The 14,916-nt window shown below is 61.9% G+C and carries 14 protein-coding genes and 1 pseudogene; 14 read left to right on the top strand and 1 reads right to left on the bottom strand.

Annotated features, from left to right (window positions below; translation table 11 throughout):
* Positions 1-367 precede the first annotated feature (367 nt).
* The 12 genes and pseudogenes from GNZ12_RS20385 to GNZ12_RS20335 all read left to right on the top strand — a co-directional run bounded on the left by GNZ12_RS20385 (position 368) and on the right by GNZ12_RS20335 (position 10,813).
* Entirely contained in the window at positions 368-1,351 is a 984-nt protein-coding gene (locus GNZ12_RS20385; protein WP_172312987.1) for a LysR family transcriptional regulator, read from the top strand.
* Positions 1,352-1,453: 102 nt separating this feature from the next.
* On the top strand, positions 1,454-1,588 hold the full coding sequence (locus GNZ12_RS45055; RefSeq protein WP_268959044.1) for a hypothetical protein: 135 nt from the start codon (positions 1,454-1,456) through the stop codon (positions 1,586-1,588).
* Positions 1,569-2,300 (top strand): porin, encoded by a 732-nt coding sequence (locus GNZ12_RS20380; protein WP_235993828.1) that lies wholly within the window; start codon positions 1,569-1,571, stop codon positions 2,298-2,300. Before GNZ12_RS45055 ends, GNZ12_RS20380 begins: the two co-directional genes overlap by 20 nt.
* Before the next feature lie 363 nt (positions 2,301-2,663).
* Positions 2,664-2,816, top strand: a pseudogene (locus GNZ12_RS20375) (phosphonate C-P lyase system protein PhnL); the annotation flags it as partial.
* 26 nt (positions 2,817-2,842) lie between these two features.
* Positions 2,843-3,976 (top strand): alpha-D-ribose 1-methylphosphonate 5-triphosphate diphosphatase, encoded by a 1,134-nt coding sequence (locus tag GNZ12_RS20370; RefSeq protein ID WP_172312985.1) that lies wholly within the window; start codon positions 2,843-2,845, stop codon positions 3,974-3,976.
* Positions 3,977-4,075: 99 nt separating this feature from the next.
* Positions 4,076-4,975, top strand: coding sequence for a phosphate/phosphite/phosphonate ABC transporter substrate-binding protein (locus GNZ12_RS20365; protein WP_172312983.1), 900 nt, complete (start codon positions 4,076-4,078; stop codon positions 4,973-4,975).
* The gene (gene phnC, locus GNZ12_RS20360) at positions 4,972-5,832 is read left to right on the top strand and encodes a phosphonate ABC transporter ATP-binding protein (RefSeq protein ID WP_172312981.1); all 861 of its coding nucleotides are present in this window, start codon (positions 4,972-4,974) and stop codon (positions 5,830-5,832) included. The genes GNZ12_RS20365 and phnC overlap by 4 nt, the downstream gene beginning before the upstream one ends.
* Complete coding sequence (phnE, locus tag GNZ12_RS20355; RefSeq protein ID WP_172312979.1) at positions 5,829-6,629, top strand: phosphonate ABC transporter, permease protein PhnE; 801 nt, start codon at positions 5,829-5,831, stop codon at positions 6,627-6,629. The genes phnC and phnE overlap by 4 nt, the downstream gene beginning before the upstream one ends.
* A 117-nt stretch (positions 6,630-6,746) precedes the next feature.
* Positions 6,747-7,403: a DapH/DapD/GlmU-related protein gene (locus GNZ12_RS20350; protein WP_172312977.1), complete on the top strand. Its 657-nt coding sequence runs from the start codon at positions 6,747-6,749 to the stop codon at positions 7,401-7,403.
* A gap of 123 nt (positions 7,404-7,526) precedes the next feature.
* A complete protein-coding gene (locus GNZ12_RS20345; RefSeq protein ID WP_172312975.1) occupies positions 7,527-8,552 on the top strand; it encodes an aldo/keto reductase in 1,026 nt (341 codons plus the stop codon).
* A gap of 221 nt (positions 8,553-8,773) precedes the next feature.
* Positions 8,774-9,538 carry an SDR family oxidoreductase gene (locus GNZ12_RS20340; protein ID WP_172312974.1) on the top strand — a complete coding sequence of 255 codons (765 nt, stop codon included), beginning with the start codon at positions 8,774-8,776 and terminating at the stop codon, positions 9,536-9,538.
* A 57-nt stretch (positions 9,539-9,595) separates the two neighbouring features.
* Entirely contained in the window at positions 9,596-10,813 is a 1,218-nt protein-coding gene (locus GNZ12_RS20335) for an MFS transporter (protein WP_172312973.1), read from the top strand.
* Positions 10,814-10,858: 45 nt separating this feature from the next.
* Here the strand turns inward: GNZ12_RS20335 and GNZ12_RS20330 are convergent, their stop codons facing one another.
* Positions 10,859-11,680, bottom strand: a complete 822-nt coding sequence (locus GNZ12_RS20330; RefSeq protein WP_235993827.1) for a TetR/AcrR family transcriptional regulator — start codon at positions 11,678-11,680, stop codon at positions 10,859-10,861.
* Between the two features lie 115 nt (positions 11,681-11,795).
* On the opposite strand from GNZ12_RS20330, the gene GNZ12_RS20325 reads away from it, so the two are divergent.
* The gene (locus tag GNZ12_RS20325) at positions 11,796-13,208 is read left to right on the top strand and encodes an MFS transporter (RefSeq protein ID WP_172312971.1); all 1,413 of its coding nucleotides are present in this window, start codon (positions 11,796-11,798) and stop codon (positions 13,206-13,208) included.
* 129 nt (positions 13,209-13,337) lie between these two features.
* Positions 13,338-14,915, top strand: a complete 1,578-nt coding sequence (locus GNZ12_RS20320; protein ID WP_172312969.1) for an MFS transporter — start codon at positions 13,338-13,340, stop codon at positions 14,913-14,915.
* Position 14,916 lies beyond the last annotated feature (1 nt).

The following is a 14,916-nucleotide window of genomic DNA, read 5'->3' as shown; positions in this document are numbered from 1 at the left end:
GACTTTCCGTGTGATGCCGCTTCTGCGGCCCCGCACAAACGTTTCATCGCAATCTCGGTCTCGTTCGCTGCTCCACGACCATTCGTCAACCATGGTCGCGGACTCCGTTCGGGTGTCTAAAGTCCAGTTAAATGAGTCTTACCCAGAAAAATAACAATCCTGTAATCTGCCGGACGGCTTTGGGTAACGAAGTGACCGCTATGCTGAGAACTAACCTCCCGCGGTTAGGCGCGCGCGTAGCCACGCGATTCCAGCCCCGCGACGAGTTCGACGTCTTGCAGATGGAGTGCCCAGCTATGGTTTCTCGCCCCCTCACACTGCCGTATTGCGCCCGAAGCCGGTCACCCGGCGTGCGCCAGGGAACACGATGAACCAGTTGGCGTCGATACGCATCTTCGCCAAAGTCGCGGAGTACCTGAATTTCGCCGAAGCCGCCAAGCAATTGGGTATTTCCAATTCGGTTGTCACGCGCAGTGTCGCGACGCTCGAGGAACACTTAGGCGTTCGGCTAGTCAACCGGACTACGCGGCGCGTATCGTTGACGGTGACGGGCCAACTGTATTGGGAGCGCTGCATCGCGTTACTCAGGCAGCTCGATGACATGGACGAATGTATTGCCTCCGCAGTGGAACAGCCGACCGGTTCGCTGCGGATAGCGGCGTCGTCGCTGTACGCGACTACGGATCTACCGGACGTGCTTGCCGCTTACCGTGCCCAGGAACCCCGCATGAGTTTCGACCTGACAGTGTTCGACAATATGAGCGACGTCGCGGCCAGCGAGTTCGATGTCTGCTTCAGTGCGGAGCGTCACCTGCGTGATTCGTCGCTGGTGTGCCGACCGCTCGCGCAAACACGCGACGTGATTGTTGCAAGCCCAGACTATCTCGCGCGTCGCCCGGCGCCGAGCACGCCGGGCGAACTGGCCTCGCACGACGTGCTCGTCGCGTCGGATGCGCCGAGCCGTTACTGGGAGTTCCGCGACGCCGACGGCACACACCGCGTCGTCGTGCGGCCGATTCTGAACATACAAAGCCCTCAGGTCGTCAAGCGTGCGGTGCAGGCGGGACTCGGAATCGCGCGCTTATCACGTTCGTTCGTGCAGAACGAACTGGCCAGCGGCAGCTTGCGTGCGTTGCTGGGCGACGTGACGCTATGCGGCGACGAACGCACCGTGTGGCTGCTGTATTTCGGGCAGCCACACATGGCGGTTGCTTTGCGCAGTTTCGTCGATTTCGTCGTGGAGCGCTATCGTCGGAAACCGCTCGAAAGCAAGGCCCGAAGCGACGTACGCGTAGGCCCCGCACAACACCAATCGAGCAATTCTGAATTGCTGTGGGGCGGGATTCTGTAGGTCCTAAAGTGCGAACACCTGACGTCGGCTGCACCTGGACGCCGCGCGAATCGCGCGGGCGATGCACCGGCGCGGTGTTCTTACCCACAAGGATCCGCATTCATGAAAAAACTCCTGCTTGCCGCGGTTGCCAATACCGCGCTCGGCTGTACGTTTGCCCCTATCAGCGCGATGGCGCAAAGCAGCGTCACGTTGTACGAACTGGGCGGGCACTCTGATGTCTCATCCGTACGATAACGACAACACCGACAACTCCTTCCGTTTGAACAACAGCGTGAAGTACACGAGCAATACGTACGGCGGCTTTACGTTCGGCGGTCTGTACGACTTCAGCAACCAGGCAGGTGGCTTCGCGAACAATCGGTCTTACAGCCTCGGCGCGCAATACGTGGGCAGCAATGTGACGGTGGCCGCGGCTTATATGCAGATCAACAATCCGGGCGGCACGACAGGCGGTTCGCTCGCAGCCGACGACACCGACTTTTTCGCGGGCCGTCAACAGGTCTGGGGCGCGGGCATTAACTACACGATCGGACCGACGATGCTCGGCTTCGTGTATAGCCATACGAGCCTGAACGACGCGACCGGTTCGGTCTACGTCGGCAACTTCGCGAACACCGCGAACAGCCTGAAATTCGACAACTTCGAACTCAACGCCAAGTATCAATTGACGAAGGCCGCGTATGTCGGCGCGATGTACAACTACACGATTGCCCATTTCAACAGCAGTGCAGGCAATTCAAAGCCGAAATACCAGCAGTTCGGCTTGATGGCGGACTACAACCTGTCAGTGCGCACCGACGTCTATGTGCAGGGCCTGTACCAGCACGCATCGGGTGGCGGCACGGTGTCGGCCCCGTTGAATACCGCGTATATAACGGGCGCGGATGCACCGTCGTCGAGCGCAAATCAGGTCCTCGCGCGCGTCGGTATCCGGCACACGTTCTAAGCGCTTGCGCTTTGCGGTCATCGGGCAGTGTTTGCCCGATGGCCTGGCGCCACGCATTGTTTCGCTGAATCAGTTCGTCGCCGATTCTGAACCAACATCCGCACTGAGTTCAAACTGCGTAGCCAGCGTTGTGTTGTTGTTCGATGTCATGGTTTTGTCATTCCCCGCGGTTCAAATGTTTGCTGTGGCGAGTACCGTAGTGCGCAAGCGTGATGAAAATGTAAACGGCAGTGCATGCGTCATGGGGGGAAATTACAGACACCCAAACTCATCTAGACGTTTAGATGACTAAATGCTTACGGACTGGTTGAAAGATTGAGAGGAACCTCGATGAATGCAACCTCCGCCTCGCCCTCTCCCGCCGCGGATAACCGTGATGTGGTCGCCGAATTGATCGTCGAGGCACGTGGCGCGGCGACCGTCGGCATCTTTCACGACGAAGGCGCGCGCGCGAGGGTCGCCACACGCCGCCTCGAACTACAACCACCGCTGCGTCGTACAGCAGCACCAAGTTAAGACCGACACACCTACGGAGCATGTCGATGCTGATCAGGAACGCTCGCGTGGTGACGCGAGATGAAGAATTCACCGGAACGGTGCGTATCGAAGAAGGCCTCATCCGGGATCTGGATCGCGGCAACACGTCCGCGCGCGAAGCCGAAGACTGGAATGGCGACTATCTCTTGCCGGGCCTTATCGAGTTGCACACTGACAATCTCGAGAAACACCTCGCGCCGCGCCCCGGCGTGCGGTGGGATATCAATGCCGCGTTCGTGATTCACGACGCGCAGGTGGCCGCGGCCGGCATCACGACTGTCTTCGATTCGCTCCGAATCGGCGCACGTTCGGACGTGGATATGCATAATCGCGATCTGCAGACTCGGTGCGCACAGGCACTGGCGCACTTGTCCGAACACCAGTTGCTGCGTGCCGAGCATTTCCTGCACCTGCGCTGCGAAATCGCCGCGCCCGACGTGGTCGACGTGTTCGACTCGTTGTCCATGCATCCATTGCTGCGGCTCGTCTCGGTGATGGATCACACGCCGGGGCAGCGGCAATGGCATGACCGCGACCAATGGCGCCGCTGGCAGGAACGGCGCGGCAAACTGACCGACGAACGCTTCGCCGCCGTGGTTGCCGAACTTTCTGACGGCCAGGAGTTCTATGCCGACGCGCACCGTCGCGAGATTGTCGGGCGCTGCGCGGCGCTGAACGTACCGGTGGCGAGCCACGACGACACGGTGGTCGCGCATGTCGAACAGGCGGCTGCCGAGGGCATCGTGCTGGCCGAATTCCCAACCACCCGCGAGGCCGCTCAGGCTGCGCGCGAACACGGCATCGCGACGATCATGGGGGCGCCGAACATCGTGCGCGGCGGTTCGCACTCGGGCAACGTCTCCGCGCTCGAACTCGCGAAGGCGGAACTGCTCGACATCCTGTCGTCGGATTACGTGCCGTCGAGTCTCTTGAGCGCGGCGTTCGAGCTCGTCGAGAAGGCTGGCTGGACGCTGCCGCGCGCAATGGCAAGCGTTTCCGCCGAACCGGCCCGCACAGTGGGGCTGCACGATCGCGGCGCCATTGCACCCGGTTTGCGGGCCGATTTCGTCCGGGTGAGGATGCACGATGCGCTGCCTGTGCCCCGCGCGACCTGGCGGGCAGGCGAGCGTGTCGTCTGAGTAAGTCAGACGGTGCTGCCGACCAGCAGGTAGGCAAGCGCAAAAAATGAATATGTCGTTGAGTTGCTCGATACACGTGTCATACAACTTGAGGAAATGATGAAGCTATCCAAAGTTTTAACGGCCGTGGCGTTTGCCGCGGGTCTCGTCTCCGGTGCCGTACATGCAGCCGGTACCTGTCCGAACGACGGAGTGGTTCGCTTTGGCGTCGAGCCGTACGAATCGGCACAGCGCATGCTGCCGGTCTATACGGACCTCGCGAAGATGATCGGCGACAAGCTTGGTTGCACGGTGCAGTTATACGTCGCCACCAGCTATAACGCCGAGATCGAGGCGATGCGCAACAACAAGCTCGAATTCGGCGAATTCGGCCCACTCGGCTATGTGCTCGCCCACCAGGTCGCGCACGCCGAGGCTGTCGCCACGTTCGCCGGCGAGCAAGGCAAGCCGGCTACCTACTATGCCTCCATCGTCACGTGGCCCGGCTCGGGCATCAAGACGCTGGCCGACACCAACGGCCGTTCGTTCGCCTACGCCGATCCGGCGTCCACGTCCGGCCATCTGTTCCCCGCCTACGGGCTGCGCAAAGGCGGTGTCGATCCGGACAAGGGCGTGAAGGCGATCTACGCAGGCAGCCATACGGCATCGTTCGAAGCGTTGCGCAATCACAAGGTCGAAGCCGGCGAGTTGAACAGTGAAGAAATCGCCAGCGCCAAGCTGCACAACGAGTACGACTCTTCGGCCTATGTGACGCTGTGGCAATCGGATCCGATTCCGCTCGATCCGCTGGCAGTGCGCGGCGATCTGCCTGCCGATTTCAAGGCGCGTTTAGCAAGCGTTCTCAGTTCGCTCGACCTGCATCAATTGCCGGAGGCCGATCAGAAGTTCCTGGCGTCGAACGAGAACCCGCAACTCATGACGGTTCCGCAATCCGACGCCGCTTACAACCAGATCCGCGATCTGGTGTCCACGCTCCACATCGATCTGGCAAAACTGTGAATACCCTGTCCAGCGCATCCGGCGATATCTCGCTGGACCAGGCGAGCCCGTTTGCGGCCGCCCGGAGCGGCATACCCGGGACGGAACCGCGTGCCGGGCTCGCCCCCGGCGTAAAACTAACCGTCCGCGATCTGACGATGCGTTACGCAAATGGTCATACCGCGCTACGCAACCTTAACCTGTCTGTCCATGCCGGCGAGCTCGTCGTGGCGCTGGGCAGCAACGGCAGCGGCAAATCGACCTTCATGAAGTGCGTGGTCGGACTGAACCGGCCAACCACCGGTTCAGTCGAGGTGGCTGGCCGCGATCTGGCCGCGCTGTCAGGCGAAGCGCTGCGGCAGGCACGTCTGCCGCTCGCGCTGATTTCGCAGAACGCCAATCTCGTCAAGCGACGCAGCGTACTAGCGAATGTCTGCTGCGGCACGTTGGGCCGGCACCGGACGCTAGCGACGGCGTTCGGTCGCTTGCCGCACGAGGAAATCCAGCCTGCGCAGACGTGTCTGGACGAAGTCGGGCTGCTGCATCTGGCGGGCCAGCGTGCCGGCACACTCTCGGGCGGGCAGGCGCAGCGTGTGGCGGTTGCCCGTGCGTTGGCGCAACGTCCGCATGTCTTGCTCGCCGACGAGCCGGTCGCCAGTCTGGACCCCGAAGCCGCCGACGAGGTCATGCGCCTGCTGCGCCGCCTTGCTACTGAGGACGGACTCGCGGTGGTGTGTGTGCTGCACCAGCCCGAACTGGCGACACGCTACGCCGACAGGCTGATCGGCCTTCGCCGCGGCGTGCTGGAATTCGACCGGCCGGCTTCGGAGGTCACCAGTCAGCAGATCGCAAGTCTCTATTCAGCCGAGGCATCATGAGCAAGGTAGTCGAAATGCGCGTGCCAGCCGGCTCGTCCGGAGTCTGCACCATCTGGTCGGTGTGCGCCGCAGTCGTCGTGTTCGCCTTGTTCGTGCAGGCGTGGATCGTAGTTCAGGCCCGTCCGCAGGATCTTGTGACCGGCGCCCACGGTATGGCCGACATCATTTCGCGCGCGCTGCCGCCGGCGTTCGACCAGTTCGTCCCGAATCTGTGGCCCGTGCTCGAGACGATAGACCTGGCGATCTTCGGCACCGTGTTCGGTGTGATTCTGGCCTTCCCGCTCGCGATCCTCGCCGCCGCGAATGTCACGCCGGCGCGGCCCCTGTACTACGCCGCGCGCGCGGTGATCGGCGTCACCCGTGCGGTGCCCGACCTGGTATGGGCGCTGTTGTTCGTCACCGCAGTCGGCCTCGGGCCGTTTCCGGGCGCGCTAGCGCTTGCGGTCCACTCAGTCGGCATGCTCGGGCGGCTGTTTGCAGAAGTAGTCGAAGACATGGACATGGGCCCCGTCGAGGCTTTGACGCTGACCGGCGCCGGCCGGCTGCAGGTGTTGAGCCACGCGGTGGTGCCGGGCGTGTTGCCGTCGCTGCTCGGCATCGGCCTGTTCCGCTTTGACGAAAATCTGCGCTCGTCGCTGGTGCTTGGCTTCGTCGGCGCTGGCGGGATCGGGTTCCAGTTGCTGACCGCGATGAACCTCTTTCAGTACCAGACGGTGTCGTTCCTGCTGATCGCCACGTTCGTGCTGGTCGCCTGCGCCGAACGCGTTTCAGCGTGGCTGCGCGGCCTCGTCAAGTGAGCGTGCAGCGCAGCGGACGGGTCGCCGTCGCTTGTCATTACCCTGAACTGTTGATCGTGCAGGTGGCGGGCCTATCGCGCTGCGCCACCGCCCGGTCATCGAATTACGAGAGAGATTATGCGTATTGATCATGGCGCCGGAGTCGATCCGTGGGCGCTCGGCCGCGTCTTGTCGGAAAACCCGGAGATACATCCCAGCGCGGTGGTTCGCGCCAGCGACTTCGGCCACTACACCTATCTCGGCCCGCGCAGCCACGTCGCCGAGTCGACGATCGGCGACTACGGCTATGCGATGGGTGGCAATCAGATTGCCCATGCCGTCATCGGCAAGTTCGCCAATATCGCCACCGGCGTGCGTATCAACCCGCCCAATCACCCTTCGTGGCGAGCAACCCATCATCACTTCACCTATCGCTCGCGCTCGTACGGCTTCTCCCTCGCCGACGACGACGCGATCTTTCAGTGGCGCGCGCAGGACCGTGTCCAGATCGGTCACGACGTGTGGCTCGGCCACAATGCGATCGTCATGCCCGGCGTGACCATTGGCACGGGTGCGGCCGTCGGCTCGGGCGCCGTCGTGACCAGGGACGTGCCACCTTTCGCGATCGTCGTCGGCGTGCCGGCGCGGGTACTGCGCTTTCGCGTCGACGCGCGCACCTCGGAACGCCTTCAGCAGATCGCGTGGTGGGACTGGAACCCGGAACAGATCGATACGGCGCTCGCCGATTTCCGCACGCTCACCGCGGAAGAATTCGTCGAGAAATACGACCGGTAACGTGACGCAAAGCACGGCAACGCCCCGCCCTCAAATTCATCTAGACGTCCAGATCTCTATAGACCGGACAGGCTGGATTTTTTGGCTGGGTTGCTCTTCTTAAACTACAGGAACAGATCTGACATGGAATTCAGGCAACTCGGCCGCAGCGGCGTCAAGGTTTCGACACTCACGCTGGGAACGATGATGTTCGGCGGTCCTACCGACGAGGCGACTGCGGCACGCATCATCGACAAGGCCCATGAACAAGGCGTCAACTCGATCGATACCGCCGATGTCTACGCCGGCGGCGAATCGGAGCGTGTCGTCGGGCGCTGCATCGCGGCCCGGCGCGATCGCTGGGTGCTGGCGACCAAGTTCGTCAGCCCCCTCGGCGACGGCGACATCAACGCGCGCGGAGCGTCGCGCAAACACATGCTGCGAGCCGTCGAGGCCAGCCTGAAGCGTCTGAACACGGACTATATCGATCTGCTCTATCTGCACGCCGAAGATCACGACACGCCGGTCGACGAAACGGTGCGCGCGTTGAGCGATCTGATCCGGTCCGGCAAGGTACGCTACTACGGCCTCTCCAACCACCGCGCCTGGAAGATCGCCGAATTCGCTCACACGGCGCAGGCGCTCGGCCTGGATAGCCCGGTGGCCAGTCAGCCGCACTACAACATCGCCAATCGGCAGGCCGAGACCGAACAGCTCACTGCCGCGCATCGCTATGGGCTCGGCGTGATTTCGTACAGCCCGCTCGCGCGCGGCGTGCTGACAGGCAAGTACGAATCGGGCGCCGCGCCGACGCCGGATTCACGTGCTGGCCGCGGCGACAGCCGCCTGCAGCAGGCCGAATGGCGGCCCGAGTCGCTGGAACTGGCGCGGCGCATCCGTGAGCACGCGCAGGCACGGGGCTTGAGTGCAGGCCAGTTCGCACTGGCATGGGTGCTGAACAGCCGATATATCAGTTCGACCATCTGCGGACCGCGCACGGAAGCGCAATGGGATGATTATCTGCCGGCCTCGTGCTATCGCCTGAGTGCCGAAGATGAGGCATTCGTCGATTCACTGGTCACTACCGGCCACCCTTCGACGCCCGGGTTCAACGATCCCAAACATCCATTCTTTGGCCGGATTCCGCGGCACGGTTCGCGAGAGGGCTGAAGGGATTGGGCGACGGCCCGCTCAGCCGGTGGCAGACAACCCTACCCTGTCGTGCATCGGGTATTTGCCGACCGGCGAAGCCAGGACGCCGATTAAAAGCGACCCGTTGCACAGTTTTCAACTTGCGTTGATCTGTCCAGGACGCACGCCGTTGCGTCCAGGTTGCGTGAGGGTTTACTGCATATGCTTGAGCTTTCAATCTGGTTTTCGGAGGCAGGACAATGACTGAATCAAGCACCAAAAGGATCGCGCTCGTTACCGGCGCAGGCAGCGGCATTGGCCGAGCCACTGCGACGGCGCTTCTCGCAGACGGCTTCTGCGTAGTGCTTGCTGGCCGCCGCGCCGAGCCGCTCGCTGATCTCGTCGAGACAGCAAAGGCCGCGGGCCAGGAAGCACTGGCAGTCGTGACCGACGTTCGTGATGCAGCCAGTGTTGATGCTCTTTTCGACACCATTGAGCGCACCTACGGCAGACTCGACGTTCTGTTCAACAACGCGGGAATCAATGCGCCTGCTGTGCCGATGGATGAGCTACCCGTTGAGACCTGGACAAATCTCATCAATACCAACGTGACCGGCGTTTTTCTCTGCGCTCGCGGTGCTTTCGGGTTGATGAGAAAGCAATCACCGCAAGGGGGCCGGATTATCAACAATGGGTCAATCTCGGCACATGCGCCACGCCCCTTCACTTCGCCCTACACGGCTAGCAAGCACGCAGTGCTTGGCCTCACGAAGAGTATCGCGCTCGATGGCCGCGAGTTCAACATCGTCTGCAGTCAGATCGACATTGGCAATGCGCTAACGAAACTGTCCGAGCGCATGACGCGCGGCGTACGCCAGGCAAACGGAACGATGGCGCCGGAACCGATGTTTGATGTGAAACACGTTGCTGAGGCGGTCCGTTACATCGCCAACCTGCCCTTGAGCGCCAACGTTCTGAACATGACGGTTATGGCTAGCAATATGCCCTTTGTGGGGCGCGGCTAGGCCGTGAGAAATTGCCCATAATTGCGCCCAGTCTTCGAGCAACCGTTGGGACTTTTAATGAAAGTGGCTTCTGGCGTACCGCAATCCCCGATCACATTTCTGGCTGTAGCGTTGGCGTTCGCGATCAACATGATGGGAACAACGCTACCGACGGCAATCTATCGGTACTACCAACTGCAGTTCGGTTTTACACCGACCGTCATCACCGTGATCTACGCCTCCTATGCAATCGGGGTGCTGGGTGCGCTGCTGCTGGTGGGCAACTGGTCCGATCAGCTAGGCCGTCGTCGCATGCTACTGGCGGGACTGTGCGCGTCGGCCGCCTCGGCACTGATGTTCCTGCTCAGTGACGGGTTAGCGCTTCTGATGCTGGGCCGCCTGCTGTCGGGAATTTCTGCGGGTATCTTCACGGGAACCGCCACCGTAGCCGTGATCGAACTCGCGCCGCCTGCGTGGCGCAGTAAAGCCATGCTCGCCGCTACCGCCTCCAATATGCTGGGGCTCGGTTGCGGCCCGTTGCTAAGCGGCATTCTGACCGAACTATTTCCCTGGCCTATGCGTTTGCCCTATGCGGTGCATCTGGCGCTGGTCGGCGTCGCCGCACTCGCCGTCCTCGGCGTGCCGGAGACCGCCGCGATTCCCGCACGGGTGAAGCTCGGCATCCAGAAAATTTCGCTTCCCGTCGAGGTACGCCGTGCGTTCATTCCTGCCGCGCTAGCGGGGTTTGCCGGTTTCGTCGTGGTCGGCTTCTTTGCGGCGGTCGCCCCGCAACTGATCCGGGTCGTGCTCGGCTTTCACAGCGGCATCGTGACCGGCTCTATTGTGTTCCTGCTGTTCGCGTGCTCCGCCCTCGGGCAGATCGTGCAGACGATCATTGCTGCCCGGTGGCGGCAAGCGGCCGGCTGCATTGGCCTCGTCGTGGGACTGATGTGTGTCGGCCTGTGCGTGCCGGAGCGCTCGCTCGGCGCGCTTTTGATCGGCACCGCCCTGGCAGGAATTGGGCAAGGCATCAGCTTCCGCGCCGGGTTGGGCGAGATCGCGTCCGCGTCACCCGTGCACCGGCGAGCGGAAGTCACGTCCAGCTTTTTCGTCGTGCTCTATGTGGCGATCTCACTCCCTGTGATCGGCCTTGGCATCGCCGTGCAACTCGCCGACGTTCAACGCGCGACGCTGCTTTTTGTCGGCTTGACGATAGTCCTTGTTCTTGGCGCGCTGCTCCTGCTGTTGCGCGGGCAAGCGACCCGGGAACAAAACGCCGCAGCGATCGGTGACTGAAGACGAAGCTTCTCCGCGCCAGGCGAGGCTACCGGCACATCACGCTCAGGCGCTTTCCAGGGCCGGAAGCAGCGCCGGCGCGCTCGTAAGGAAGGCCCGCACGTGCATCGCAATCACCGCGTCGCTGGGTGTGGTGTTGTCGTTCGAATAAATACGGCGGCGAATCGCAAGGTGGGATACCGCGCCATGCAGCAGCCAACCCACCTCGGTGAGATGAGCCGGATCGGCCGGTACGCCGCGTCCCAATTCGTGCGCCGTCTCAGTGACAATGATCTCAAGCGCATGCGTCACGACGGCATTCGTGTACGTCGGCGCCATTTGCAGATCCTCAAGTGACGAGTAGAGGAACAGGCGAAGCCACTGCCGCGTCAGCAGGGTGTCGTAGTACTCGCGATAAAAAGTATTGAGCCTGCTTTCAAGGGGCACACTGCGGTCTTTCAACTGAACAAACCACATCGCCTTGAAGGTCCCCACAATCTCGCGCTTATAAACTTCGTCGATCAACGCAGCCTTGCTAGGGAACAGGCTATACAGCAAACGTTGCGACACGCCACAAGCCTCGGCAATCGCGCGAGTCTGCGCGTTCAGGCCGTGCTCGGCGAAATATTCGGCGGCCTTCTCCAGCACGCGCGCCTGACGCTCGGCGCGTGGCAGACGCTGCGGTGCTTTCTTCATCGGCCGCTTGATCGGCGCGCGACCCGCTGCGGTCTTGCTGCCCGACTCTGCAACATCCCTGGGTTTGGCCTTCATAACGCTCCCGTGCCCATCGATTTTGAAAAATAAGTCTTCACATGACGACTTATGGTTTGGTAGAGTATATCGTCCGGGTACGCGGAAGAGTCTCGCCAGGCACCCGGACGCAGCCATTCATTATCTCAGGCTGCCGCGAAGCGAGCCCCATCTTTGATTGCCACCGGCCGCAAACGGCTCAATCTGACGCGTTTGAGGGCCTGTCGCACAAACCGGATTCCGTTTTCAGCCCATGTCTTTGTCAAGCCGCCAGCCAGTCATCATCGCGCTGATCGTCGCCAGTGCCTATTTCATGGAGAATCTGAATGCGACGGTGATCGCGACCGCCCTGCCCCACATGGCCGCCACATTCGGCGTCACGTCCGTGAGCCTGAGTATCGGCATGACGGCCTATCTGCTGGCGCTCGCGGTCTTCATTCCAATCAGCGGATGGGTGGCCGACCGCTTTGGGCAACGCTCGGTGTTCGGTGGCGCGATCATCGTGTTCACCGGCGCCTCCATACTTTGCGGGCTGAGTAACGGCCTCGTCGAATTCACCATTGCGCGGATCCTGCAGGGAATCGGCGGCGCGATGATGGTGCCGGTAGGCCGCCTCGCCGTGCTACGCAGCACCGAGAAGCGTCACCTGATGCGCTCGATAGCCTATATCACGTGGCCCGGCCTCGCCGCACCGGTGTTAGGTCCAGCGTTGGGCGGTTTTATCTCGACCTATTTCAACTGGCGCTGGATCTTCCTGCTAAACATACCGATCGGTTTGCTGGGTCTGGTGCTCACCGCCCTATTCATTCCGAACTACCGCGAACCCAGCCGCCGCCCCTTCGATGTGTCAGGGTTCGTGCTGAGCGGTATCGCGCTGACGTGCCTGATGTACGGCATGGTCCTGATCGGGCAACTGCATAGCGACTGGCGCGTCACGACCGCCGCGCTGATCTGTGGCTTTGTCGCTGCAATCCTGGCTATACGGCATTTCGGCCGGGCCGAACATCCCCTGATCGATCTTTCGCCCTGGCGAATTCCGACGTTCCGCGTGCCCCTCGACGGCGGCTCGTTGTATGTCGTATCGGTTAGCGTTTCACCCTTCCTGTTACCGCTGCTGTTCCAACTGGGTTTCGGGTTGAATGCATTCGCTGCGGGTTTGCTCGTGCTCGCGTACGCGGCCGGCAATCTGGGCATGAAGACCGTCACTACGCCGATCCTCAAACGCTTTGGCTTTCGCAAGGTCATGATCGTCAACGGCCTGCTTACCGCCGCGACCATCGCTTTGTGCAGCCTGCTTTCGCCGGATACGCCGCGCGCGCTGATCATGCTGGTGCTGCTGGTCGGCGGCCTGTGCCGGTCGATGCAATTCACGAGCATCAACACGCTCGCGTTTGCGGACGTCCCGCCGGCGCGGATGAGTTCAGCGAGCACATTCTTCAGTATGGTCCAGCAGATGACCATCGGCCTGGGCATCGCATTTGGCGCGATCGCGCTACACGTTGCGGTCCTGGTTCATGGAAATCACGCACAACTCTCACTGGCCGATTTCCGGGTGGCCTTCCTGCTAGTGTCTGTGCTGGTGCTGTTTTCGGTCCTCTACTTTATCGGCATAGAACCGGATGCAGGCCGGGAGGTGAGTGGCCATACGCGGGCCGCATCGCGATAGCGCGGAATTGAACCATGTGAATCCGCATGTCGTGATGGGCATAACCGTGGAAGTTGAACAGAGAGATAGTCCGTGCAGGAAAAAAGCGTTACCCCGTGCCCAGGACGACCGGCCGCGTCGGCTGGTGTCATGCCAATAGTAGACGTAGCAGTCCCCCGTAGCGCCTCGCAACAGATGCTGATCCTCGTGGGCATTTGCATCGCCGTGCTCGTGCTGCCGCTGAATTTCGGCGGTGCGGCCGTGTCCGCGCCGGCCATCGGCACCGCCTTGGGAGGCAGCCCAGTGGCGGTCAACTGGATTCTCAACGCCTTTATGCTGAGTTTCGGCAGCAGCCTGATGGCCTCGGGAGCGCTTGCCGATCTGTTCGGGCGAAAGCGTGTATTCGCCATAGGCGTGGTGTTCTTCGCGTTGACATCACTTGGGATCGCCGCGGCGCCCACGCTATTGTGGGTCGATTTTCAGCGTGCGCTACAGGGAATTGCCGCCGCATTGGTCCTGGCCGGAGCGTCGGCAGCGCTCGCGCAGGAGTTCGACGGACCTGGACGCGCCCGCGCGTTCAGCATGCTCGGCACCACCTTCGGCATCGGCTTGGCGCTTGGTCCACTACTCGCCGGGTTTCTCACGGAGACGTTCGGTTGGCGTTCGTTCTTCCTCGTGGATGCCGCAATCGGCTTGACCGGATTTGCACTCGGCGTTCCGAAGCTAAGAGAATCGCACGACCCCAATGCCACGGGTCTCGATTGGCCTGGCGCCGCCAGCTTCACCGCCGCGCTGACACTTTTCACATTCGGGCTGTTGCAAGGGCCAGAAAGCGGCTGGAGCAGCCCGCTCATCATTGGACTGTTCTCAGGCGCCGTGGCGATGTTCATCGCGTTCGTCTGGATCGAAAAGCGTGCTTCCCGGCCAATGCTCGACCTGTCGCTGTTTCGCTATCCGCGCTTCGTAGGTGTGCAGGCACTCCCGCTAGCGACGGCATTTTGTTACGTTACGCTGCTTCTAGTCTTGCCCACGCGATTTATCGGCATTGAAGGACATTCTGCGATCGACGCCGGCTTGATGATGCTTTCGCTATCGGCGCCGATGCTCTTTGTGCCTGTCACGGCTGCTTTTCTCACGCGATGGATGTCGGCCGGTGTCATTTCAGCGGCCGGCCTCGTCATAGCGGCGGTCGGTATGCTTTGGTTCAGTGGCATCGCGCCTGACGCGCCATCCGACGCCCTGACGCTTCCGCTGTTCATCATCGGAGTCGGAGCCGGCCTGCCGTGGGGCCTAATGGATGGCTTGTCAGTCAGCGTCGTTCCAAAGGAACGCGCGGGCATGGCAACCGGCATCTTCAGCACGACGCGTGTCGCGGGAGAAGGCATGACACTCGCAATCGCCGGTGCGATATTGGCGGTCCTCACACGTCTAAGGCTATCCGACGCACTCGCGGCGTTCCCGCCCGTTTCGCGCGATGTCGCCGCGCAAGCCGCCCAGCGCGTGGCAACCGGCGATCTGCCCCATGCCGTCGCTCTTCTGCCCGCGCTGGGGCAGTCCATTCTCGCGCAGGCATACGATGGCGCATTCCGCATCCTGCTCCACATTCTCGTGGCAATCACGCTGGCCTCCGCGCTCGTCGTGCTGGGATTTCTCGGTCGCACGCCATCCACTGCCAGCCCGACCGACACCGGCCGCACGCTTTTGGGCGGCGAAGGGGCGGTTGACTGAG

The organism is Paraburkholderia solitsugae (assembly GCF_013177695.1).
Classification (GTDB): domain Bacteria; phylum Pseudomonadota; class Gammaproteobacteria; order Burkholderiales; family Burkholderiaceae; genus Paraburkholderia; species Paraburkholderia solitsugae.
The sequence above is the reverse complement of the archived record's forward strand: the minus strand, read 5'-3'. Positions and strand labels throughout refer to the sequence as shown.

Bases quoted from the DNA above. Each gene is read 5' to 3' on its own strand.
- GNZ12_RS20385 (WP_172312987.1), top strand. From the start codon at position 368: ATGAACCAGTTGGCGTCGATACGCATCTTCGCCAAAGTCGCGGAGTAC.
- GNZ12_RS45055 (WP_268959044.1), top strand. From the start codon at position 1,454: ATGAAAAAACTCCTGCTTGCCGCGGTTGCCAATACCGCGCTCGGCTGT.
- GNZ12_RS20380 (WP_235993828.1), top strand. From the start codon at position 1,569: ATGTCTCATCCGTACGATAACGACAACACCGACAACTCCTTCCGTTTG.
- GNZ12_RS20370 (WP_172312985.1), top strand. From the start codon at position 2,843: ATGCTGATCAGGAACGCTCGCGTGGTGACGCGAGATGAAGAATTCACC.
- GNZ12_RS20365 (WP_172312983.1), top strand. From the start codon at position 4,076: ATGAAGCTATCCAAAGTTTTAACGGCCGTGGCGTTTGCCGCGGGTCTC.
- phnE (WP_172312979.1), top strand. From the start codon at position 5,829: ATGAGCAAGGTAGTCGAAATGCGCGTGCCAGCCGGCTCGTCCGGAGTC.
- GNZ12_RS20350 (WP_172312977.1), top strand. From the start codon at position 6,747: ATGCGTATTGATCATGGCGCCGGAGTCGATCCGTGGGCGCTCGGCCGC.
- GNZ12_RS20345 (WP_172312975.1), top strand. From the start codon at position 7,527: ATGGAATTCAGGCAACTCGGCCGCAGCGGCGTCAAGGTTTCGACACTC.
- GNZ12_RS20340 (WP_172312974.1), top strand. From the start codon at position 8,774: ATGACTGAATCAAGCACCAAAAGGATCGCGCTCGTTACCGGCGCAGGC.
- GNZ12_RS20335 (WP_172312973.1), top strand. From the start codon at position 9,596: ATGAAAGTGGCTTCTGGCGTACCGCAATCCCCGATCACATTTCTGGCT.
- GNZ12_RS20330 (WP_235993827.1), bottom strand. From the start codon at position 11,680: ATGGCTGCGTCCGGGTGCCTGGCGAGACTCTTCCGCGTACCCGGACGA.
- GNZ12_RS20325 (WP_172312971.1), top strand. From the start codon at position 11,796: ATGTCTTTGTCAAGCCGCCAGCCAGTCATCATCGCGCTGATCGTCGCC.
- GNZ12_RS20320 (WP_172312969.1), top strand. From the start codon at position 13,338: ATGCCAATAGTAGACGTAGCAGTCCCCCGTAGCGCCTCGCAACAGATG.